The sequence below is a fragment of the Streptomyces sp. NPDC057137 genome (assembly GCF_042670825.1).
GTDB lineage: Bacteria > Actinomycetota > Actinomycetes > Streptomycetales > Streptomycetaceae > Streptomyces.
On record NZ_JBHUUW010000001.1, the window covers coordinates 491187 to 513109 of the forward strand.

Below are 21923 nucleotides of genomic sequence, written 5' to 3' on the forward strand. Positions count from 1 at the left end.
ACAGGCCGAGACGTCAGCTCCGGGGTCCGCCGACACCCTGCGCGTAGCGGAACAGTCCGGCCGGGTCGTACCGGCGCTTGACCTCCACCAGGCGCTCGTAGTTGGCGCCGTAGTAGGCGTGCTGCCAGTCACGTAGCTCCGGGTCGGGGAAGTTGACGTACGCCGCGTCGGTACGGAGGCGTTGGCGGAGCGTGCGGTGCACGGCGCGGGTCTGTGCCAGCAGGGCCTCCACCTCGGTGGGGGCGGTGCCGGGATGCCATGTGGTGCCGATGTCGATCACGAAGGTGGCCGCGCGGTGGCGGTAGGCCGTTTCGTCCGGGCGGGGCGCGTCGCTGGAGCCGCCCATGGCGAAAAGCGTCACGAAGCCGGTGGCCCGAGCCGGGCCGGGGCGCCACGCGCGGGCCCATTCGGCGACGGCCGTCACCGTGTCCGGGGTCAACCACCGGTCGGGGACGAGGGACTTGGAGGCGTAGGACTCCATGGCGGTACTCGCCATGAGGTACTCCTGCGCGGTCCAGAAACCGCGCTCCTCGATGAACTCCTTTGCCGGGCGCAGCTTCAGCAGTGGCCCGATGACACGGCGCAGGGCCTCCTCGGAACCGAGTCGGTGGCCGAGCAGCGCCAGAGAGGTCGTGCCCTCGCCCGCGTGCTTGAAGCCGATGCGCAGATCGAAGTCGCAGCCGCGGTCGGCGTCGAGAACGTGCTGCAACTCGTCCATCACCTGCACCGCCGCTCGCAGGTCGAAGGCGAGATCGAAGACGGTGGCGCGCAGTCGGTCCACCGGTACGGCGTCGAAGACGAAGGAGGTGTTGATCCCGAAGTTGCCGCCCGCGCCACCGCGGCAGGCCCAGAACAGGTCGGCGTTCTCGTCGTCGGCGGCACGCACCACGGTCCCGTCGGAGAGTACGACGCGGGTTTCGACGAGCCGGTCACAAGTCAGGCCCCATTTGCGGTCGTTGAAGCCGAGTCCGCCGCCGAGCGTCAGGCCGGCCACGCCGACGTCCGGGCAGCGCCCGCCGGGGAAGTACAGGCCGGCGTCCCGGGCCGCGTACACGTCGGAGTTGGTGGCGCCGCCGCCCAGACGCAGTCGGCGACCCTGCGGCACCACGTGCCGGATCGGCCGCAGGCTGATCACCAGGCCGCTGGTGGTCGAGTATCCGGCGTAGTTGTGGCCGCCGGAACGGGGCGCGAACGGCACCCCGTGCTTCGCGCACCAGCGCACCGCGGCTGCCACGTCGTCCTGCGAGGCGCAGTTGAGCACTCCGGCGGGGCGGATGGAGGCATAGCGCTGGTTGTTGGGGGTGGCGTGGGCCGGATAGCCCTGATCGCCGGGCCGGTACAGCCGGGCTGCCGGGCTCACCGTCCGGCGCAACTCCCGCCAGACGGCGTGCTCGGGGCGCTGGTGGCGCTCGGGGCGCCGTGCCGTGTCGGCCGCCGCCGGCCCGCTCGCGTACGCCTCGGCCAGGGCGGCCCCGGCTGCTGAGGCCACGCCGCCGCGCAGTACGACTCGTCGGCTGATCTGCACAGTCGCTCCCTTTCTGTCCTGCGGTGATCCCATGGGCCCGCCTCGTGGCGGGCAGGCTCACGATGGAGCGACACGAGGACCCGAAGGAACCGCGACACTCTCGGATGATCACGGTTCACGCGAAAGATCACCGTGCGCGCGAGTGGGAACGGGCAAGCGGCATACGTCCAGAACGACCCGCCCCGCCCCGGCCCGGCAGTACGGAACCCCGAGAAGCTCCCTCCCTGGAGGGTGGGTTGGCCGACGCGTCTGCCGGGATCAGTCCTGGGTGCACGGATTGGGTGCCGGCGAGGCCGGTCAGGTTGCGCACCAGGTCGGCGGCTTCAGGTGAGGCGAGTGCGTAGCGGACACTCCGGCCGTGGCGCCGGTAGGTGACCGGTCCGGCGGAGCGCAGCACGGCCAGCCGCACGGTTACCGACGCCCTTCGGGACGCGACACCGGACGCGCTGGAGATCGACCTGGCCACCCCGGCGGGCTGGCCCGCCTGGTGGGCCACACGCTTGACCGGCACGGGGACATCGCTCTGCTCGTCAACAACGTCGCGGGCACCTCGACAGCGGCCAGGGCGGCGTCACCGACCCGGGGACGAACCCCCGCCGAATTCAGCTCAAGGTGAGGAGAACTTCGTCGATCTCGCCTTCGCGGGCCTGGGCGAAGCCCCTCCCCTGTCCGGTGATGACGAAGCCGCACTTCTCCAGTACGCGGATCGAGCCCGTGTTGTCCGCCGCCGCGTGGGCGTGCAACGGCCGCGTTCCCACAAGGTCGATCAGTGCCGCGAGCGCCGCCGTGGCGACCCCCCGGCCCCAGTGCGCCCGGCCGATCCAGTACGTGACCTCGCGTTCGTCCGGAGGCCCGTACACCGCGACATGACCGACCACCTCCTCGTCGGCGAGCACGGTACGCATCAGCACATCCGGGCTGGCACGAATCCTCGCCCAGTGGTCGTCGAAGTGCCCCCGGTCGTAGTGGTACTTCCTGGTGACCGCCGCCACGTGCTGCGCCGCGGGGTCGGACAGGTGCTCCCAGAAGATGTTCATGTCGCTGTCGCGCACTTCACGGAGTGAGATCATCTCGTCGGTGGCTCCTGCCGCAGGTCGAGATTCTGGTAGATCTCCGTCGTCACCTTGGAGAAGTTCATGGTCATGAAGTGCAGACCCGGAGCCTCCTCGCTGATCAGCCGACGGCACATCTCGGTGGCGTGGTCGATACCGAGCGCCCTGACCGCCTTGGGGTCGTCCTCGACGGCGAGCATCCGCTCGGCGAGCCCCGCCGGGAAGACCGCGGTGCTGAGGCTCGGAATGCGGCGCAGTGAGCGGATCGTGGTGACCGGCATGATCTCCGGGATGATCGGCGTCGGGCAACCGGCGGCCGCGACCCGGTCGCGGAAGCGCAGGTAGTCGTCGACGTCGAAGAACATCTGGGTGATCGCGTAGTCGGCTCCGGCCCTGCACTTGTCGACGAAGTGGCGGATGTCGATGTCCCAGTCGGTGGAGCGCGGGTGCATCTCGGGGAAGGCCGCGACGCCGACGCAGAAGTTGCCGGATTCCTTGATCAGCTCGACCAGTTCGGCCGCGTACTCGACCCCCTGCGGGTGCTTCGTCCAGGAGCCCAGCGGGTCGCCGGGCGGGTCGCCGCGCAGCGCGAGGATGTTGCGGACGCCTTGGTCGGCGTAGTGGCCCAGGATGTTACGCAGCTCCGCGACGCTGTGGTCGACCGCCGTGAGGTGGGCGACCGGGGTGAGCGTCGTCTCCTGGGCGATCCGCCCGGTCATGCCGATGGTGCGGCCACGCGTCGAGCCACCGGCGCCGTACGTCACCGAGACGAAGTCCGGTGACAGTGCTTCCAGCCGTCGGATCGCCGTCCACAGCCCGGCTTCGGCCGCCGCGCTGCGCGGCGGCATGAACTCGAAGGAGTAGCTACGGCCGCCCGCGGCGAGGAGGTCGCGGATGGACAGAGCGCGGTCCGCTCTTGTGCTGGGAATACCGTGAGCCATGTGCGCAGGTTAATGGCTGCCACGGGCGATCCGATCGCCGTCCAATTGCTGATATCCGCTTCGGGCCGCCCGCCACGTCCCGCGTCCGGGATCGCCTCCGGGATCACGTCCGGATTGTGGGCAGCGGTGTGTGGGCGCCGTCCGTCCCCCGTAGGCTGTTCAGTGCAGCTGGTTCGCTCCTGCCCGCCAGGCAGGACGTCGTAAGAGGGAACCCGGTGGGAATCCGGGACTGCCCCGCAGCGGTGAGTGGGAACGACCGCCGTCATACGCACTGGGCCCGGCCGGGTCTGGGAAGCGACGGCCAGTAGGTGTCTCGTAACCGATACGAGACGGGCCCACGAGTCCGAAGACCTGCCCGTTGCCCGTGCGCGACCGATCGCGCGCGGCCATTCCGGTGACCTCGTGGGCGGGTCGGCGTACATATCGAGCGGCACGCGTGGCAATCGCGCGAGGCGTCCGCACGATCGGTCGTCCCTTCGCGTCCGCGTCCCGTCTCCGGGATGTTCAGGACACATCTCGCGAAGGAGAGTTCCGTGACAGCGCAGTCCGCAGCCGCGGCAGCACGGGCCACCGTGTACGGCTACCCCCGCCAGGGACAGAACCGCGAACTGAAGAAGGCCATCGAGGGCTACTGGAAGGGCCGCGTCGACGCCGACGCGCTCCGGAGGACCGCCGCCGATCTTCGCCGTTCGAACTGGCGGCAACTGGCCGACGCCGGTATCCACGAAGTGCCGTCCGGTGACTTCTCGTACTACGACCATGTGCTGGACACCAGCGTCATGGTCGGCGCTGTTCCCGCGCGGCACCGTGCGGCGGTCGACGCCGACGCGCTGGAGGGATACTTCGCGATGGCGCGCGGCACGCAGGACGTGGCGCCGCTGGAGATGACGAAGTGGTTCGACACCAACTACCACTATCTCGTCCCCGAGTTGGGGCCGGACACGGTCTTCGCCGCCGACTCCGCCAAGCAGGTCGCCGAGCTGAGGGAAGCCCTCGCGCTCGGCCTCACCGCCCGGCCCGTGCTCCTCGGCCCCGTCACCTATCTCCTGCTGGCCAAGCCCGCGCCGGGCGTGGCCGCGGACTTCGAGCCGCTGACGCTGCTGGACCGGCTGCTGCCGGTGTACGCGGAGGTCCTGGCCGACCTGCGTGCCGCCGGCGCCGACTGGGTGCAGCTGGACGAGCCCGCGCTGGTCGAGGACCGCACCCCGGCCGAGCTGAACGCCGCCACCCGCGCCTACCGCGATCTGGGCGGCGCCACCGACCGGCCGAAGCTGCTCGTCGCCTCCTACTTCGGGCGGCTCGGCGACGCGCTTCCGGTGCTCGCCAAGGCCCCGATCGAAGGCCTGGCCCTGGACTTCACCGAATCGGGCGCCGCGAATCTCGAAGACCTCGCGGCCGTCGGCGGGCTGACCGGCAAGCGCCTGGTCGCGGGTGTCGTCAACGGACGCAACATCTGGATCAACGACTTCGAGAAGTCGCTGGCCACCCTCGGCACGCTCCTCGGCCTCGCCGACCAGGTGGACGTCGCCGCCTCCTGCTCCCTCCTGCACGTCCCGCTCGACGCCACCGCCGAGAGCGACATCGCTCCGGAGATCGCCCACTGGCTGGCGTTCGCCCGCCAGAAGAGCACCGAGGTCGCGACGCTGGCCCGCGCCCTGGCCGAGGGCACCGGCGCGATCACCGCCGAACTCGCCGCCAACCGCGCCGCTCTCGCCTCCCGCGCGGGCTCGGCGCTCACCCGTGACCCGGCCGTGCGCGCCCGTACCGCGGCCGTCACCGACGCGGACGGCCGGCGCTCGCAGCCGTACGCCCAGCGCACCACCGCCCAGCGGGCGCACCTCAATCTGCCGCTACTGCCCACGACCACCATCGGGTCCTTCCCGCAGACCACCGAACTGCGCACCGCGCGGGCCGACTTGCGCAAGGGGCTGATCGACACCGCCGGTTACGAGGAGCGGATCAAGGAGGAGATCCGCGATGTCCTCTCCTTCCAGGAGAAGACCGGTATCGACGTCCTGGTGCACGGCGAGCCCGAACGCAACGACATGGTCCAGTATTTCGCGGAGCAGCTGACCGGCTATGTCGCCACGCAGCACGGCTGGGTCCAGTCGTACGGCACGCGTTACGTACGTCCGCCGGTGCTCGCCGGAGACATCTCGCGCCCGGAGCCGATGACGGTGCGCTGGACGTCGTACGCGCAGTCACTCACCGACCGGCCGGTCAAGGGCATGCTCACCGGCCCCGTCACGATGCTCGCCTGGTCCTTCGTCCGCGACGACCAGCCGCTCGGCGACACCGCCCGCCAGGTCGCACTCGCCCTGCGCGACGAGGTCAACGACCTTGAGGCGGCGGGCACTTCGGTGATCCAGGTCGACGAGCCCGCGCTGCGCGAAACGCTGCCGCTGCGTTCGTCGGACCACGCCGACTACCTGGCGTGGGCGACCGAGTCGTTCCGCCTCACCACCGCCGGCGTCCGTCCGGAGACGCAGATCCATACCCACATGTGCTACGCGGAGTTCGGCGACATCGTCCAGGCCATCGACGACCTCGACGCCGACGTCATCAGCCTCGAAGCGGCCCGCTCCCACATGCAGGTCGCGGGCGAACTCGCCGCACACGGCTACCCGCGTGAAGCCGGACCCGGCGTCTACGACATCCACTCCCCCCGCATCCCCAGCGCCGAAGAGGCAACCGCCCTTCTTCGTAAGGGACTTGAGGCGATCCCCGCCGACCGGCTCTGGGTGAACCCGGACTGCGGACTCAAGACCCGCGGCTGGCCCGAGACCAGGACCTCCCTGGAGAACCTCGTCACCGCCGCCCGTGAGATCCGCGCGCAGCTGGCCGCCGACGGTTCCTGACCCGACGGGCCCGGGGGCACGCGTCGCGTGCCCCCGGGCGTTCAGCGCACCAGACAGGGGCGCTTCGCGTCGAACTTCCAGTCGGGGACCAGGTAGCGCATCCCGGCGGCGTCGTCGCGCGCGCCGAGTGCCTTCTCCCGGTAGAGGTCGTGGGCCGCGAGGAGCCGGTCCATGTCGAGCCGGACTCCCAGCCCGGGAGCGTCGGGGACGGCGATCTCGCCGTCGACGATGCGTGGCGGGGCCGTGGTGAGCCGCTCCAGGCCTTCCTGCCAGATCCAGTGGGTGTCGAGCGCGTTGTAGTCGCCGGGGGCCGCGGCCCCGCAGTGGGTCACCATGGCCAGGGAGATGTCGAAGTGGTTGTTGGAGTGGCAGCCCCAGGTCAGACCGGCCGCGTGACAGAGCTGGGCGACACGGACCGAGCCCTGCATGGTCCAGAAGTGCGGGTCGGCCAGCGGGATGGAGACCGACTGCAGGGCCAGGGCGTGGGTCAGTTGCCGCCAGTCGGTGGCGACCATGTTGGTGGCCGTGGGGAGACCGGTGGCACGGCGGAACTCGGCCAGGATCTCCCGCCCGGAGTAGCCGTCCTCGGCTCCGCACGGGTCCTCCGCGTAGGCGAGCGTGCCGACCAGCGGCCGGCACAGCTCGACCGCCTCGCGCAGCGACCACGCGCCGTTCGGGTCGAGGGTGATCCGGGCCTCGGGGAAGCGGTCCTTGAGGGCGCGTACGGCCTTGACCTCCTCGGCGCCGTCCAGGACACCGCCCTTGAGCTTGAAGTCCCGGAAGCCGTACAGCTCGTGGGTGGCCTCGGCCTGGCGCACGATCGCCTCGGGTGTCAGGGCCTCCTCGTGCCGGACGCGGTACCAGTCCTCGGCCGCGCCGGGTTCACGGGCGTACTCCAGGTCGGTCCGGTCGGGGTCACCGACGTAGAAGAGGTAGCCGAGTACGCGTACGGAGTCGCGCTGCTGCCCGTCGCCGAGGAGTGCCGCGACGGGCACGTCCAGGTGCTGTCCGAGGAGGTCGAGGAGCGCCGACTCGACGGCGGTGACGGCGTGGACCGTCGTACGCAGGTCGAAGGTCTGCCCGCCCCTGCCTCCCGAGTCCCGGCCCGCGAACCGGTCCCCGATCTCGCGCAGGACCCGCTTGTAGTCGCCGACCTTCGCGCCGAGCACGAGCGACTCGGCGTCGCGCAGCGTCTGCGTGATCTTCTCCCCGCCGGGCACCTCGCCGAGGCCCGTCCGTCCCTCGGAGTCCTGGAGGACCACCACGTTGCGGGTGAAGTAGGGACCGTGCGCGCCGGAGAGGTTCAGCTCCATGCAGTCCCGGCCGGCGACCGGGTAGACGGAGAGCGCGGTGACGGTTGGCTGGCTGCTGATGCTCATCAGGGAAACCTTACGGACGAAGGTGTACGGGGGTCGGAGGCCGGTCGGTGAGTACGGAGGTCGTCGGGGGGCAGGGCTGGTCGGGGACTTCAGAGGTTGAGGACGTCGAGGACCGACTCGACGGCCAGAACGCCGCCCAGGCCGAGAATCGCGAGCACTGTCGTATAGCTGGTACGGACCTTGATCGCCTCGATCACCGAGAGGTTGAAGTACTCCTTGAACAACCAGAAGCCGGGGTCGTTCACATGGGAGAAGGCGATCGAGCCGCACGAGACGGCGAGGACCAGGATCTCGGGGTGGACCCCGCTGCCCGCCAGGAGCGGCAGCACCACACCGGAGGCCGTCACGACGGCGACCGTCGCGGAGCCGAGTGCGACGCGGAGGATGACCGCGATGAGCCAGGCGAGGACGATCGGCGAGATCGACCAGGTGTCCGTGACGTCCTTGATGTAGTCGGCGATGCCGCCTTCGACGAGGACGTTCTTGAAGGCGCCGCCCGCTCCGATCACCAGGAGGACCATCGCCATGGCCTGGGCGGCCGAGGTGCAGGAGGCGCTGACGTCCGCGAGACTGCGGCCGATCCGTGGTCCGAACGCCCAGACCGCGAGGGCGAGGGTCAGCAGGAGCGCGATCGGCGCGGAGCCTATGAAGGCGACGAAGTGCAGGACCGGGGTGTCGGCGGAGGTGATCAGATCGGTCACCGCGGCGCCGGCGATGAGTACGACGGGGAAGAGGGTCGCGGACAGGGACCAGCCGAGGCCGGGCATCTCCTCGTCGGTGAACTCGCGGTCGCTGACCAGGCCCTTGGGGATGCTGGGGTTCATCGCCCTGATGAAGGGCAGGCGCGGCCACACGAGCGAGATGAGCGCACCGACGGGGATGGCGATGAACAGGCCGTAGAACAGGGTCAGTCCGACCGACGCGTGGAAGGTCGAGGCGACGGCGGTGGGGCCGGGATGCGGCGGCAGGAAGCTGTGCATGGTGGACAGCGCGATGGACATCGGCAGCCCGACCCAGAGCAGGTTCACCCCGGTGACCCTCACCAGGGTGAACGCGATCGGCACGATGATGATGAACGCGACCTCGTAGAACATGGTCACGCCGATGAGCATGGACGTGACGACCATGGCCACCTGGACCCAGCGCGGGCCGAAGGCGTCGAGGAGCGTGCCGGCGATGCGCTGTGCGGCCCCGGAGTCCCCCAGCACGCGGCCGACCATGGCGCCGAGCCCGATGGTGAGCATGGTGTCGCCGATCTGACCGCCGATGCCCTCCGAGAGGACGTCAGGGATCTTCTCCAGCGGAATGCCCTGGACGATGCCGACGCCGACGGCCACGAGGAGAAGGGCCGCGAAGCCGTTCAGTCGCAGCTTGGTCATGAGGAGCAGCAGGATCAGAACGCTGATCCCGACGACGACGAGAGGCATGGCAGTTCCCCTTTGAACTGTGCGTCGAACTGTGGTTCGTGACGGCGCGGGCGCGTGGCTCAGGCGCGTCGTCGTACGGCGCCGACCAGGTTCAGGCCGTCGTCGAGGATCTTCGCCAGGTCGGCGAGGTCGGCCAGGCCGGGGTCGATGAGAGGGGCACGTACGGGACCGACGGCCAGGCCGCGCAGCCGGGCGGCGGCCTTGACCAGCGCGACGGCGTAGCCCGGCACCCGGTCCCGCAGCTCGACGAACGGGACGTAGAAGTCGCGCAGGAGCTTGTTCACGGTCGCGTCGTCACCGTCGCGCAGCGCGGCGAAGAAGGCGTTGGCGATCTCGGGGGCGAAGGCGTGGACGGCGGAGGAGTAGGCGGGGACACCGACCGTGGCGTACGCGCGTGCCTGGATCTCGGCGGTGGCCGCGCCGTTGAAGAAGAGGAAGCCGTCGGGCGCCGCCAGGGTGAGGCGCTGGAGCCGGTCGAGGTCGCTGTGGCCGTCCTTGAGGCCGATGACGGTGGGGATGTCCGCGATCCGGCGCAGCCCCTCCGGGGTGAAGGTGACCGGGCCGCGCTGGTAGGCGATGAGCGGCAGCCGGGTGCCGCCGGCTATCCGGCGCAACTGCTCCACCAGGCCGTCCTGCGGGGCCTCGACCAGATAGTGGGGCATCACCAGCAGGGCGTCGGCGCCCGCCTCTTCCGCGATCCGGGCGAACCGCAGTGCCTGCGCCCAGCCGTAGCCGATGCCGGCGACGACGGGCAGCCGGCCGTCGGCGACCTCGACGGTGGCCGCGACGACCGCCCGGTACTCGTCCTCGTTCAGCCCGCTGAACTCGCCTGTTCCACAGGCGGGGAACACCGCACCGGGTGCGGAGGCCAGCTGGGCGGCCAGGTACCCCCGATAGCCCTCCATGTCGAGTTCGCCGTCCTCGTGAAAGCTCGTCACTGGGAAGGACAGCACTCCGCTCGCCATCGCCTCACGCAGCCGCTGTGCCACGTCATCGGTCTCCACGCTCAGCCCTGCCATCGATCCGGCCCTGCTTTCCCATGTAGCTGACGTCTACGTATGAGAATGCAGGCTAGAACCATGAACAGGGCAGGTCAATGGGTCACCCCACACGGACCCACCCACGCAGCGACCCACGACCCCACGACGTAGTCCGCCGGACCCGGAGGCGGACCGGGCCCGGCGCCGGCCTCCTCGGCCGCCTGGAATCACGGGCGATCCACCCGCCGGCTCCCGCGCAACCGCTCGACGTGGCCACCCTCCGGGACTGCCGCCACATCGTCGGGATGACGGGGCACGAGCCGATCGAGGAGGCCCTGCGCGGCGGGGCGGACGTCGTACTCGCCGGGCGTGCCACCGACACCGCCGTCGCGGCGGCGTACCCCCTGGGCATGCCTCCCGGCCCCACCTGGCACGCCGCGAAGATCGTCGAGACGGTCGATCCGTTCCGTATGAGGGAACTCGCGGGAGAGCTGGACGTCGGCGGAGCCTCGTACACGACCCTGGACCACCGGCGCGTACGGGTCGAGGGATCGCTGTTCCACCCCGCCGAGCAGCACACGATCAAGCTGGAGGGAGCCCGGCTCGTCGGCCACGAGACCATGTCCTTCACCGCGATCCGCGACGACCACATCCTCGCCGGCATCGAGGAGTGGGCGGCCTTTCTGCGCAAGATCCTCACCGAGCGCGTCGCCGACACCCTCGGACTCGGCGCCACCGAGTACGACTTCGACATCCGGCTCTACGGCCACAACGCCGTCCTGGAAGACATCGACCCGGCCGACCGCCCACCCCGCGAGGTCGGCGTCACGCTGCTGGTCCGCGCCCCCGCGCAGTCGACGGCCACAGCCGTCGCGAAGATCGCCAACCCGCTCATGCTGCACCTGCCGCTCCCCGACATGCCGTACCTGCCGAGCCTGGCCTTCGCCATGGGATCCGAGCCGACCACGTACGGATCTTCCGTATCCCGTCCCTGAACGTCGTCAAGGTCTCCTACCCACGGCCCGTCAGCCAGGGCAGCCTCCGGGATCGCGACATCCACGCCGGGCAACACCACGTTCCGCTGGCCTCGTTGGCCGCCACGCCGCGCCGCCCGGCGCGGGCGCTCAGACCTCTGCCGCGTCCTCGAAGACCACCCGTGGGTCGGGCCGGGCGGGGGCCCTGCCCGGCATGCCCGGCGGGAGCACCGGTGCGAGGGCGCGGAACACCGCGTGCATACTCCGCTCGTCGTATCCGGCGAGGGTGTCGCTGGCCTGGAGCAACAGCCCGCCGCCGGTCAGCTCCCGTACGTCGTGGAACGCGCCGGTCGCCGCCAGGGAGCGGGCGCCGCCGAGCCGGGCGGCCAGTTCGGCGGGGACGCCGGTGACCCAGGAGTAGCCGCGCAGCAGGGTGCGGGACTCCCTCCGGGACTTGCGCCGGGCGCGTCTCAGCGTGGCCTCCAGGTCGGTGCTCTCATGGAAGTTGAGGTGGTCCACCCGGGCGAAGGCCGGATTGGCTCCGTCGAGGGCCACGGCCAGGAAGTCGACGAGACCCGCGCAGAACGCGGGATCCGCGATCCGGTCCCCGGCCCGGAGATCCGCGGACAGTTCGGTGTGTCCGCCGCCGCTCGTCTGGGTGCCGCCGAGGCGGCCGACGACGTCGACCCAGGAGTCCGCGTCCTCGGAGGGCTCGTGGAAGCCCGCCGCCGCGTAGAACGGCAGCGGCCGCAGCGCGTCGGCGAGCACCTGCCAGTTGGCCCGGACGTCCCGGACCCGGATCTCATGCCCGCCGCTGATCGACTGCGTGACCAGCGCGTACGAGTCGGCCTCGGCGTCCGCCGGGAAGAGCCGGTCCAGCGCGGTACGGAACCAGTGGGCGAGGAGATCCCCTCGCGGCCCGGCAGCGTGCTCGTCCAGCGTGGCCCACAGGGTCACGTCCGTGCTGGGGCTCTCGTCGTCCACCGATGTCTCCTTGTGCGGGTGCCGGCCGGATCGTCCGGTGCGGCATCCAGTATCGGCGTCCTGCCCCCGCCCGCCCGGCTCCGAGGCCGCGTCCGAGGCCGACTTCGAGGCCGGGTCAGCTGATCCTCCGCAGTGTGACGTCATCGATCCGCTCCCACGCGCTCTGACCGACCGGACCGTAGTAACCGACGTACAGGGAGAGTTGTGTGGCCGTGCCTGGCTTCACCGTGAGGACGAAACGCGTCCAGTCCGGGCTGCCGCCGTGGCTGATCTCGTTGATCACGGTTCCCTGGGCCGTCTTGGCACCGAGCCAGCCGTGGTCGATGTTCCCGGAGTTCTTCACCCAGGCGGTCAGTCGGTACGTGGCGCCGGCGACGACAGGGACGTTCTGCTTGACCGCGCCCCAGCCCGTCTGGTCGGTGGAGGTGATCCAGGCGTTGTCCTGGCCGGTGTGTGCCGTGCCCTGGGCGACGTCCACGCCGGACTGCGGGCTGCCGTCCGCCACCCAGGGCGAACTGGTCGCGGTGATGGCCGTCTGCTGTTCGAAGCCGCCGTCGGCCACGGCGTCGGCCCCCGCCGCCGGCGCGTTCTGCGCCTCCACCGCGCCGATGTCGGACCCGGGCCCCACCGTGCTGTTGTTGCCGTAGATGTCGGTGGCGGCTGTCGCCGCGGTGCCGTTGTCCCTGGCCGGGCTCGTCGGGCCGGGCCGGTAGTCGCCGCCCGCGGTGTCGGTGAACTGGGGGTCGGCCTGGATGTCGCCGGGGCCGGGCGCGTAACCGAGCGTGCCAAGGACGAGGTTGTGGTCGTGCGGCCAGTCGTAGTCGTGGAGGACCACCCCTGACGTCAGGTAGAAGATGTTGTTGGTGAGGGAGAGCCAGGAGTCCGTCGGGTCGGGGCCCGGTTCGCGGTAGAAGTAGATGGCGAATTGCGTCTGGTTGTCGCCTCGGGCCCGTACGACCGTGTTGTGGTCGACCCGGTATCCGGACGGCTGGGTGGTCGTGTCGAAGGCCACGAACTGCTGATAGTCGTCGCTGATGTTGTAGAGCAGGCTGACGTTCGAGGTGGTGGTCTCGGTCACCTCGAGAAAGCCCTGCGAGCCCGACGAGTAGTTGTGGTCGATCGTGATGTCGTTCTTGGCGTGGTCGAAGCCCTCGATCTCGACCGCGCCGCCGTCCGCTCCGTACGGGCTGTCGGTGGAACGGCAGTTGACGAACCGGTTGAAGCTGACCTGGGCGTCGCTGTTGTTGATCGAGACGCCGAGGGCTCCGTAGGACGTCTCGGCTCCCGCGTCCATGCCTCTGAAGGCGATCTTCAGGTCGTGGAAGGAGTTGTGGTCGATCCGGGTGCCGAGGGCATAGGTCTTCACCCCGACGCCGACCTGGGTGAACTCGTTGTCGTGGATGTGCGCGGACCCGGCCGGTCCGGTGACGGCGATCGCGCCGCTGAGCCGGTACTTGGGCCCGGTGATGCCCTGCCCGTCCGCGTTGTCGAAGACGGCACCGTCCGCGAAGCGCAGTTGGGTGACCTCGATGTGGCTGCCCGCGAGCTGCAGCATGTTCCAGCCCCCGGGGTTCGACAGGGTCGGCGGGGCCCCGGTGCCGAACGCGGTAACGGTGATGGGGGCGGAGGCGGTGCCTGAGCCGCCCAGCGTCGCGCTGCCGGTGAAGGTCTGGCCTCGGCGCAGGGCGACCACGTCGCCGGGTGCCGGCGACGCGGCGGTGACACGGTTGAGTGTCTTCCACGCGGTCGCCGGGGTGGTGCCCGCCGCGCTGTCGTCGCCGGCCTGCGAGTCCAGGTAGCGGACCGTCCCGTTTCCCACGGGAGTCGGGTTGCCCGAGGTCTGGAGCCGGGCACCGGTCGTCGAGGGCGGTACGGCTGCCGCCCGGACCACGGCGGTCGGGGCGGAAGTGGGAACGGCGTGCGCCGGATTCGTCGCGGCAAGCGTGGCGAGGACGGTGCCGACGAGGCCCGCGGCGGCGGTTCGCAGGTGTCGTATTCGACGTGGTGTGTGGTCTCTGACTCGACGTGGTGCGTGGTCTCTGAGGTGCACGGGTGCTCCTATCGGCTGGACCGCGGTGTCTGGATGGCCTGGGCTGCCGCCTGGGTCGCCTGTCGCGCCGCTTCGGCGAGGCCGGTTCCGTGGGCGAGCTGAGCCGCTGTCACACCCGCGAACACATCGCCCGCTCCTGTGGTGTCGACGGGCGTCAGACTCGGTGCGGGAAGGTGGGTCGTCCGACCCTTCTCCACGACGAGAGAGCCGTCGGAACCGAGGGTGATGACGGCGGACACGCACAGCTCCGCGAGGAGCCTCGCGGCGTCCGTCGGGGTGTCGGCGCCGGTCAGTTGCCGCGCCTCGGTCAGGTTGACGACGAGGGGATCCGCGGCGGCGAGGACGTGTTCGGGCAGGGCGGCACTGGGGCTGGCGTTGAGCATCAGCCGTACGCCATGAGTGACCGCCCACCGTGCCGTGGCCTCGGTGGTCTCCCGCGGAATCTCCAGTTGGGTGAGAACGAGACGAGGCGCGAGGACGTCGAGCGCCTGGGTGGCGTCGGCCGGTAGCAGCAGGTGGTTCGCCTCCGGAAGCACGGTGATGCTGTTCTCACCGTCGGGTGTCACAGTGATCAGGGCGTGCCCGCTGGGTCCTTCGACGGCGAGGAACTGGGAAGTGTCGACCCCGTGCCGTACCAGCTCGGCCGCCAGCCCCCTGCCGGCGTCGTCGGATCCGCGGCGGCCGACGAACGCCGTCGTGGTCATGGTGGCCGCGGCGACCGCCTGATTGAGGCCTTTCCCGCCCGGGTGCTGGTGATAACCGGTGCCCAGGACGGTTTCGCCCGGAGCGGGGCGACGAGAGGTATGGGCGACCAGGTCGAGGTTCGCGGATCCGACCACGGCTACGCGGTTCAATTCTTGCTCCCGGTGGTGGCGACCGATGCGACGAAGTAGCGCTGCAGGCCGAGCAGGATCACCGCGGGAATGACCGCGAGTACGGCTGTCTCGGCGAACACGCGGCCGTAGTCGCTGCTGAACGCGTTGAAGGTCTTGGCGATGGCGACGGGCGCGAGATCCTTGCCGTCGGTGGTGGTGACGAGGATGGGCCAGAGATAGGCCTGCCATTGGAAGAGAAAGAGGATCAGACCGGTGCCGATGAGCGCCGGGCGCGTCAGCGGCAGATAGATCTTGAGAAAGATCCGGGGCCATCCGGCACCGTCGACGCGTGCGGCTTCGGCCAGCTCCGACGGGATGCCCAGAAAGAACTGACGGAGTGTGAAGATCGCCAGTCCGTTCCCGAGTCCGGGGAGGACAAGAGCGGGAATGCTGTTGGTGAGGCCCCAGTCGCTGAACGTGTGTGCCAGGGGAATGGCGATGGCTTCGAAAGGTACGAGGAAACTCAGCACGACCATGCCGAAGACGAATTTACGGCCGGGGAAGTCGACGACCGCCAGGGCGAAAGCCGCCATCGCGGAGATCACGATGCCGACAACGACGGTCAGGGCCGCGACGATCACGCTGTTGGAGAGGTTGCGCAGAAAGCCGTTGTCGATCGCCGAGTGAATGTTCTTGAGAGTCCAGTGTTCGGGCCACAGCATGTGCCAGTTCAGGGACGAACTGCTGGCGAAGGTCTCGTTGGCACTGCGGAACGTGCTGGCGATGAGCCAGAGCACCGGCAGCAGGAAGGCGAGGGCCACCAGGACGGCGACGACGGCCAGTACGACACGGCCTGTCCGGCCGGGTCCCCGGGCCGGTGATGAGTCGGGGGCGGAAACGGCGTGCGGAAGCGGGGTGCGGTTCATGGTCAGCTCCCCTCCGCACTGCGCAGCAGCCGGAACTGGACCCCGACGATGACGATCATCAGGGCGAGCAGCACGAGGAGTTCCGCCGCGGCGGTGTGCGGATCGGACAGCTCGAAGCTGTTGTGGAAGATGTCGTACATCAGGAAGTTCGACTTTCCTTGTGGTCCCCCGTCGGTGAGGATCTGCATGGGCGCGAACAGGACGAAGTTCGAGACGGTGTCGGCGACCAGGACGAACAGCAGCGGTCGGCGGAGCAGGGGAAGCGTCACGGACCAGAACCGGCGCAGGGGCCCGGCACCGTCGATCGCGGCCGCTTCGTAGTACACGGCCGGGATGTCGTTGAGCCCGGCGATGAGGAAGATCATCCAGTATCCGACGCCGATCCAGCTGGCGATGAGGATGAGGCTCGCGACGACCTGTCCCTGCCCGGTGAGGAAGGGCTGCTGGCCGATGCCGACGGAGGCGAGTCCCGCGTTGACGGGGCCGTCCGGGCGCAGGGCGATGCCCCACACCACCGCGGAACCGGTCATGGGGACCGCGGCGGGCAGAAAGATCAGTGTGCGCCAGATACCGGTCGCCGGCAGGTTCTGGGTGAGGAGTACGGCGAGGGCGAGTGCCAGCGCGATCTGCAGCGGGTTGACGATGACGTTGAAGATCAAGGTCTGCTGGACGGACGACCAGAAGGCCTCGGAGTGGAAGAGTGCCGTGAAGTTGTCCAGGCCCACGGAGCGTGGCGGCAGGGTGCTGCCGGGGAGGCTGGTGTGGGTGGCGTCGTTGACGGCCTGGATGACCGGGACGAGCCGCAGCACGATGATGAGCGCGAGAGCGGGCGTCAGGAAGATGGCCGCGGCGCTGAGGTTGCCTACGAGCCTGCGCCGGTGAAGGCTGCCCTTGCCGAGTGGCGGCGGAGCTGTCCCTCCGGCTTCCGGAGGCTGGGTGGTGAGTGTCATTGCGGATGTCCCTCCCGCCGGCCGGAGTTCTGTCGGCTCGCTCCGGCCGGTCGGTTCACACGGGTCAGCGGTACTTGGCCCATGCCTGGTTGATCGTGCTGGTGGCGGAGGACAGCGCGCTGCTCGCGGAGGCGCCGTTGCTGATGTCGTCGAAGGTCTTGGACAGGGTGTCCTCGAACTCGACGTAGCCGGCGGTCCTGGCGCGCAGTGTCGCGGTGTTGGCCAGCTCGTACTTGGTCAGTTCGACGGCGCCCGCCATGCGGGGGTCCTTGAAGACCTTCTGGTCGTAGAAGGCCGCTGTGCCCGCTGTGTTGGAGGGCGGCACGGCGAGGCTGGACATGTGCTGGGCGAACCCGCCGTTGTCGAGTGCCATGTACTTCATGAAGATCTCGGAGGCGACCGCCTGCTTGCTCGCGGGATTCAGGCCGAGGGACCATCCACCGGTGGGCGTGACAGGCTTGCCGTCCTTGAAGTACGGGTAGGCGGTGACGCCGAAGTCCAGCTTGGCGTTGTCGGTGAACTTGGTCGCCCACCAGGGGCCGCCCGGGAAGAAGGCCACCTGGCCCGAGGCGAAGAGGTCGGGGGTCTGTGCCACCGGTACGCCCCGGGGGGAGATCTTGTCCTTGTACAGCGAGCCGTACCAGGTCATCGCCTTCTCCCAGCCCGCGGTCTGCAGTTCGGGAGTGAGGTCCTTGGTGCCGCCTGCGCCCGAGCCGCCGCCGAGGCTCTCGGCCAGGGGCTGCAGCTGGTAGTAGCGGTTGACCTGATCGAACAGCAGCCCCCACTTGGCGCCGGCCTGCTGGGTCTTCTTGGCGTCGGCGGTGACCTTCTCCCAGGTCAGGCGGTCGGCGGGCTTCGCCGACGGGAGAGGAATGCCGGCCTTCTCAAGAAGGGCCTTGTTGTAGTAGAGAAGCTGGCTCGACGTCTGGTAGGGCAGCGCGACGAGCTTTCCGTCGCTGGTCGCTGCCTCCTGTGAGGTCTTGTCGACCTTGCCCGCCAGGTCGGGGAATGCCGAGGACAGATCGGTGAGCCAGCCCCGTGCCTGGTAGGCGTCGGTACGGGGCATGTCGACGTCGAAGACGTCGAGGGTCGAGTCCTGGCGGCTCAGCCGGGTGCTGAGCACACTGTTGAACTGGTCGAACGGGACCGCCTGGTACTTGACGGTGATGTTCGGGTGTTCCTGGTGGAAGGCCGCGAGCACCGGCTTGATGTCGTCCGCCGAGTAGGCGGCACCGGCGTAGGTGATGGTGACCGGCTTGCTCGGGTCCTTGAGGCTGTCCGCGGCGGTGAGACCGGCGGGCCGCTGTGCGCTGCCGGCCGAGTCGGACCCGGAGCCGCAGCCGGTGACCAGCAGGGCCACGGCGACGGCGCCACCGACGAGTTGTGTGGCCGCCCTGACAGGGCGGGGAAGGACGGAAAGCTTCATGACGGTCCTCTCTGACGGTCATGGGAATCGCGGTCAATCGCCGGCGGAGGTACCGGTGAGGCGATCGAGGAAGAGGCGGCCGAAGCCAGGCACGTCGGTGTCGACGGCGACCGATGCGTTGGGGGGACCGGGGGGCGGAGCGAGGGCGAGTCCGCGGTCCGCCACCACCAGGCCCCGGGCGAGTTCGCTGGTGGTGTCGGTGGCCACGTGGGCGTCGGCCCAGGTGCACAGGGACGGGTCGATGACGGCCGCCACGACCAGCGGGTCGTGCAGGAAGCAGGCGTCCCTGTGTTCCTCGCGCAGGGGGAAGGCCCTGGCCAGGAAGTCGATCCAGGCCAGCGCGCACTCGCCGGCCCAGCGGCCGAAGGAGTCACCACGGGACAGGACGGCGGCGTCGTCGCGGGTCAGCCGCACCCGGGAGGTCTGGTCGATGCCCACCATGCGCAGCCGGGCACCGCTGGCCAGGACCATCGCGAGCGCCTCGGGGTCGACGTAGGCGTTGAAGTCACCGACCACGGTGATGTTCTGGGCGTACCCGGTGGCGGAACCGGCCATCATGACGATCTCCGCCACGTTCCGCGCGAACCCCGGGTCGAGGCGCAGGGCCAGCGCGAGGTTGGTCATGGGGCCGATGGCGACCACCGAGATCTCGCCCGGATGCGCTGCCGCGAGTTCCACGAGGTACGCGGCAGCGGTGAGGTCGCTGGTCGGTCCGAGCCGGTCCCTCGCCGCTGTCGGGGCGACGGGACGGTCACCGACGACATCGTCGAACAGTGCGCGGAGCGGAGCCATGTCGCGCAGCAGCGGCCGGTCGGCGCCGCGCAGGACGGGGAGGTCCGGGTGGCCCAGGCGCTGGGTGAGGCGCCTCGCGACGTCGACTCCTGTGTCGACGTCGACGTTGCCGTTGACGACGGTCAGTGCCTCGACGGTCAGTTCGGGCGAGCGCAGGGCCAGGGCGATGGCCAGGCCGTCGTCGATGTCGGATCCGGGTTCGCCCAGGCCGGGGTCGGTGTCGATCACGATCCTGCGTGTGCCGGTCAGGTGTGCGCCGGTCGTGTGCGTGCCGGTCGTGCGCGTGCCGGTCGTGCGCGTGTTGGTGGTCATGCGCGTACTTCCTGTTCGAAGGCCGCGCGGACGACTTCGGTCCGGGCGGCGAGTTCGGTGACGGTGATCCGGTCGAAACCGCGGACCGCGCTGCGGACCACTCCCCCGGTCGGCTCCACGAGTCGGGCAGGTACGGCGTCGGGTCCGTGCAGGGCGCCGAAGACACTGCCGACCGTCGCCGCCGTCGAGTCGGTGTCGCGGCCGGCGCGGACGGCGAGGGCGACGCTGCGGACGAAGTCGCCCTCACCCCACAGGAGTGCCGCGGCGATGATGGCGGCGTTGTTGACGGTGTGCACCCAGTTGTAGCCACCCAGTTCGCTGTCGATCCAGCGCTGTGCGGTCTCCTCGTCGGCGCCCCGCTCGGCCAGGCGCAGCAGTTCGGCCTGGCTCGCGTGGAGCCGGGAGCGCGGCGGTACGACGGTGAGTGCGGCGCGCAGGGCGTCGATCGGCTCGGTGGAGACGAGGGCCTCGGCGACCAGTGCGGCCGACCACATGGCGCCGTAGATCCCGTTGGCGGTGTGCGAGAGGACGGCGTCCGTCAGTGCCATCTTCGCCGCGGCGCGCGGATCGCCGGGCCGGACGTAGCCGTAGATGTCCGTCCGGATCAGCGCGCCGATCCATTCACGGTACGGATTGTCATGGGTGGCGGTGTGTGGCGGCTTCAGGCCGCGGATGAGGTTGCGGTACGCCGCCCGCTCCGCCGTGAAGGTCTGGGTGAAGGGGACGCGGTCGAGCCACTCGCGGCCGATGTCCTCGGTCGTCAGGCCGCTTCCGTACGTCTCCAGCAGGTGCAGGCCGAGGATCGTCCAGTCCAGGTCGTCGTCGCGCGGAATGGCGTCGAAGCGGCCGCCCGCGGCGTAGGGGGCCGATTCGTGCAAGTGGCTGACCCCGGCGGGCAGTTCGTCCAGCAGGGGGATGTATCCGGTCTGCGGCCACTGGCCGACGGCCCGCAGGTAGATGCCGACCTCGTCCCGCGTCAGTCCCTCGACGGGCTTGCCCATCGTGTTGGCCACGCACCGCCCCAGCCAGGCGCCCGCCAGTCGGCGCGGAAGCTGTTCCGCGACGGCGGGCCGGGCGGGTGCCGCCGGGGCGAGCGCCGCCCGGATCTCCTGGGGGTCGGACGGCTCGTCGAAGTCCCAGCCGGTGGAGCGCCGCATGGTGGAGAGCGCCTCCGATATGGAGGCCAGCGCGGCGAGGTCGTCGGCCGCGGCGGCCCGACGGGCGTCGTTGAGCAGATCCTGGGCCGGGTGGCCCGACGACAGAAGCTGTTCGGCTTCGTCGGGGACGAGATCGCGTGGGTCGAGTACGTCGTGCACGAGCGGTGAGCTCCTCAGGCAGATTCACGATTGACGAGGTGGTGCTGGACCAGGACGCGGCGGGGCGTCTCGGAGGGCGCGTCTATGCGGGCGAGCAACAGCTCTCCCGCCACTCGCCCGATCTCCTGGGCCGGGACCCGCACCGTGGTCAGGGAAGGGCTGACGAGGCTGGCCGCGTCGATGTCGTCCACCCCCAGGACGGCGACATCGGAGGGGACGGACAGACCGAGCGAACGGGCCGCGTCGAGGGCGCCGATCGCCATGAGGTCGTTGGCGCAGAAGACCGCCGTCGGCCGGCGCTCCAGGTCCATCAGCAGGTTCATCGCTTTCGCCCCGGACTCCCGCGTCCAGTCACCCACCGCCTCGGCCGCCCGCAGGGGCCGTAGACCGTGATCACGCAGAGCCTGCCGGTAGCCGTCGAGCCGCGCCGAACCAGGAGCGACCCGGCTGGGGCCGGAGATGATGCCGAGGTTTCGATGGCCCCGACCGTGCAGGTAGGCGACCGCGTCGGCGGCGATTCTCTCGTCGTCGGACGACACCACATCGGTCGATGTGCCGTGCCGGGGTGAGCCGACGGTCACCACCCGGGCCCCCGAGGCGAGGAGCGGTTCCAGCATGCGGTCCGGTACGTCGACGGCGGCCACGACCACTCCGTCCACCCGGCGCTGGACGGCCTCGTTGAGGAAGGCTCCGATCGGCGGCGTACCGGCTCCGACGTCCGCCAGCAGGACGACGTACTCGCGCCCTCCGACCGCCTGTTGAAGACCACGCGCGAGGGCGGGATAGAACGGGTTCGTCAGGTCCTGGACGACCAGCGCGATGGTCTGACTGCGGCGACCGGACAGGCCGAGTGCGAAGAAGTTCTGCTGGAACCCCATCTCCTCGACCGCGCGCGTCACCTTGCGACGGGTGGCCTCGGAAACGGGCCGCCGGCCGGACAGCACGTGCGAGACGGTCGTCTTGCTCACTCCGGCCCGCGCGGCGACGTCCGATATGGTCGCGGGCCCCTTCGCCCCACCAACACCCAAACCGGTTTGCTCAGGGGTTGTCGTAGACGCGCCATCCGTCTCGTCCATCTGCGCTCCTCGCTTGCAAACCGGTTTGCGTTCGAGTGGCAACAGTCATCCAGATCGCGCCAAAAAGTCAAGGGGTGCGCTGTCTGTAATTCGACCGAGGGTGATCGATACCCTCCGTGACGAGCAGACCGCCGCGCTCC

The 21923-nt window shown here is 70.0% G+C and carries 17 protein-coding genes and 1 riboswitch; of the genes, 2 read left to right on the forward strand and 15 right to left on the reverse strand.

The features are described 5' to 3' along the window. Positions 1 to 13: 13 nt before the first annotated feature. The 3 genes from ACFT9I_RS02110 to metF form a co-directional block, all read right to left on the reverse strand. Positions 14 to 1525 carry an FAD-binding oxidoreductase gene (locus ACFT9I_RS02110; RefSeq protein WP_382559423.1) on the reverse strand — a complete coding sequence of 504 codons (1512 nt, stop codon included), beginning with the start codon at positions 1523 to 1525 and terminating at the stop codon, positions 14 to 16. Between the two features lie 602 nt (positions 1526 to 2127). Beyond that, positions 2128 to 2595, reverse strand: a complete 468-nt coding sequence (locus ACFT9I_RS02115) for a GNAT family N-acetyltransferase (protein WP_382559425.1) — start codon at positions 2593 to 2595, stop codon at positions 2128 to 2130. Then, complete coding sequence (gene metF / locus ACFT9I_RS02120; RefSeq protein ID WP_382559427.1) at positions 2592 to 3518, reverse strand: methylenetetrahydrofolate reductase [NAD(P)H]; 927 nt, start codon at positions 3516 to 3518, stop codon at positions 2592 to 2594. Before metF ends, ACFT9I_RS02115 begins: the two co-directional genes overlap by 4 nt. A 152-nt stretch (positions 3519 to 3670) precedes the next feature. Next, positions 3671 to 3892, forward strand: a riboswitch (cobalamin riboswitch). A gap of 159 nt (positions 3893 to 4051) precedes the next feature. Between metF and metE the strand changes: the two genes are divergently transcribed. After that, positions 4052 to 6376 carry a 5-methyltetrahydropteroyltriglutamate--homocysteine S-methyltransferase gene (gene metE / locus ACFT9I_RS02125; RefSeq protein ID WP_382559429.1) on the forward strand — a complete coding sequence of 775 codons (2325 nt, stop codon included), beginning with the start codon at positions 4052 to 4054 and terminating at the stop codon, positions 6374 to 6376. 41 nt (positions 6377 to 6417) lie between these two features. On the opposite strand, the gene ACFT9I_RS02130 is transcribed toward metE, so the two are convergent. The 3 genes from ACFT9I_RS02130 to ACFT9I_RS02140 form a co-directional block, all read right to left on the reverse strand. Continuing rightward, positions 6418 to 7755: an enolase C-terminal domain-like protein gene (locus ACFT9I_RS02130; RefSeq protein ID WP_382559430.1), complete on the reverse strand. Its 1338-nt coding sequence runs from the start codon at positions 7753 to 7755 to the stop codon at positions 6418 to 6420. An 89-nt stretch (positions 7756 to 7844) separates the two neighbouring features. Next, the gene (locus ACFT9I_RS02135) at positions 7845 to 9245 is read right to left on the reverse strand and encodes a gluconate:H+ symporter (protein ID WP_382559623.1); all 1401 of its coding nucleotides are present in this window, start codon (positions 9243 to 9245) and stop codon (positions 7845 to 7847) included. Next, positions 9242 to 10201, reverse strand: coding sequence for a 5-dehydro-4-deoxyglucarate dehydratase (locus tag ACFT9I_RS02140; RefSeq protein ID WP_382559432.1), 960 nt, complete (start codon positions 10199 to 10201; stop codon positions 9242 to 9244). The genes ACFT9I_RS02135 and ACFT9I_RS02140 overlap by 4 nt, the downstream gene beginning before the upstream one ends. Before the next feature lie 230 nt (positions 10202 to 10431). Between ACFT9I_RS02140 and ACFT9I_RS02145 the strand changes: the two genes are divergently transcribed. Continuing rightward, positions 10432 to 11157 carry an acyclic terpene utilization AtuA family protein gene (locus tag ACFT9I_RS02145; RefSeq protein WP_382559434.1) on the forward strand — a complete coding sequence of 242 codons (726 nt, stop codon included), beginning with the start codon at positions 10432 to 10434 and terminating at the stop codon, positions 11155 to 11157. A 129-nt stretch (positions 11158 to 11286) separates the two neighbouring features. Here the strand turns inward: ACFT9I_RS02145 and ACFT9I_RS02150 are convergent, their stop codons facing one another. From ACFT9I_RS02150 to ACFT9I_RS02190, 9 genes are all read right to left on the reverse strand, one after another. After that, complete coding sequence (locus ACFT9I_RS02150) at positions 11287 to 12120, reverse strand: hypothetical protein (protein WP_382559435.1); 834 nt, start codon at positions 12118 to 12120, stop codon at positions 11287 to 11289. Positions 12121 to 12235: 115 nt separating this feature from the next. Then, positions 12236 to 14170, reverse strand: a complete 1935-nt coding sequence (locus ACFT9I_RS02155) for a choice-of-anchor Q domain-containing protein (RefSeq protein WP_382559437.1) — start codon at positions 14168 to 14170, stop codon at positions 12236 to 12238. Positions 14171 to 14178: 8 nt separating this feature from the next. Next, positions 14179 to 15024: a ribokinase gene (locus ACFT9I_RS02160; protein ID WP_382559439.1), complete on the reverse strand. Its 846-nt coding sequence runs from the start codon at positions 15022 to 15024 to the stop codon at positions 14179 to 14181. After that, complete coding sequence (locus ACFT9I_RS02165) at positions 15021 to 15911, reverse strand: carbohydrate ABC transporter permease (protein WP_382559441.1); 891 nt, start codon at positions 15909 to 15911, stop codon at positions 15021 to 15023. The genes ACFT9I_RS02160 and ACFT9I_RS02165 overlap by 4 nt, the downstream gene beginning before the upstream one ends. 2 nt (positions 15912 to 15913) lie before the next feature. Then, a complete protein-coding gene (locus ACFT9I_RS02170) occupies positions 15914 to 16861 on the reverse strand; it encodes a carbohydrate ABC transporter permease (RefSeq protein ID WP_382559443.1) in 948 nt (315 codons plus the stop codon). Positions 16862 to 16925: 64 nt separating this feature from the next. Beyond that, positions 16926 to 18287 (reverse strand): ABC transporter substrate-binding protein, encoded by a 1362-nt coding sequence (locus ACFT9I_RS02175; RefSeq protein ID WP_382559445.1) that lies wholly within the window; start codon positions 18285 to 18287, stop codon positions 16926 to 16928. Between the two features lie 33 nt (positions 18288 to 18320). Then, entirely contained in the window at positions 18321 to 19391 is a 1071-nt protein-coding gene (locus tag ACFT9I_RS02180) for a nucleoside hydrolase (protein WP_382559447.1), read from the reverse strand. Continuing rightward, positions 19388 to 20707, reverse strand: a complete 1320-nt coding sequence (locus ACFT9I_RS02185; protein ID WP_382559449.1) for an ADP-ribosylglycohydrolase family protein — start codon at positions 20705 to 20707, stop codon at positions 19388 to 19390. The genes ACFT9I_RS02180 and ACFT9I_RS02185 overlap by 4 nt, the downstream gene beginning before the upstream one ends. Positions 20708 to 20721: 14 nt before the next feature. After that, positions 20722 to 21783 carry a LacI family DNA-binding transcriptional regulator gene (locus ACFT9I_RS02190; RefSeq protein ID WP_382559451.1) on the reverse strand — a complete coding sequence of 354 codons (1062 nt, stop codon included), beginning with the start codon at positions 21781 to 21783 and terminating at the stop codon, positions 20722 to 20724. Positions 21784 to 21923: the final 140 nt, after the last annotated feature.

What these genes read in the sequence shown, in the direction of transcription:
- ACFT9I_RS02115 (WP_382559425.1), bottom strand. Translation starts at nt 2,595, where the DNA reads ATGATCTCACTCCGTGAAGTGCGCGACAGCGACATGAACATCTTCTGG.
- metF (WP_382559427.1), bottom strand. Translation starts at nt 3,518, where the DNA reads ATGGCTCACGGTATTCCCAGCACAAGAGCGGACCGCGCTCTGTCCATC.
- ACFT9I_RS02130 (WP_382559430.1), bottom strand. Translation starts at nt 7,755, where the DNA reads ATGAGCATCAGCAGCCAGCCAACCGTCACCGCGCTCTCCGTCTACCCG.
- ACFT9I_RS02140 (WP_382559432.1), bottom strand. Translation starts at nt 10,201, where the DNA reads ATGGCAGGGCTGAGCGTGGAGACCGATGACGTGGCACAGCGGCTGCGT.
- ACFT9I_RS02165 (WP_382559441.1), bottom strand. Translation starts at nt 15,911, where the DNA reads ATGAACCGCACCCCGCTTCCGCACGCCGTTTCCGCCCCCGACTCATCA.
- ACFT9I_RS02170 (WP_382559443.1), bottom strand. Translation starts at nt 16,861, where the DNA reads ATGACACTCACCACCCAGCCTCCGGAAGCCGGAGGGACAGCTCCGCCG.
- ACFT9I_RS02175 (WP_382559445.1), bottom strand. Translation starts at nt 18,287, where the DNA reads ATGAAGCTTTCCGTCCTTCCCCGCCCTGTCAGGGCGGCCACACAACTC.
- ACFT9I_RS02180 (WP_382559447.1), bottom strand. Translation starts at nt 19,391, where the DNA reads ATGACCACCAACACGCGCACGACCGGCACGCGCACGACCGGCACGCAC.
- ACFT9I_RS02190 (WP_382559451.1), bottom strand. Translation starts at nt 21,783, where the DNA reads ATGGACGAGACGGATGGCGCGTCTACGACAACCCCTGAGCAAACCGGT.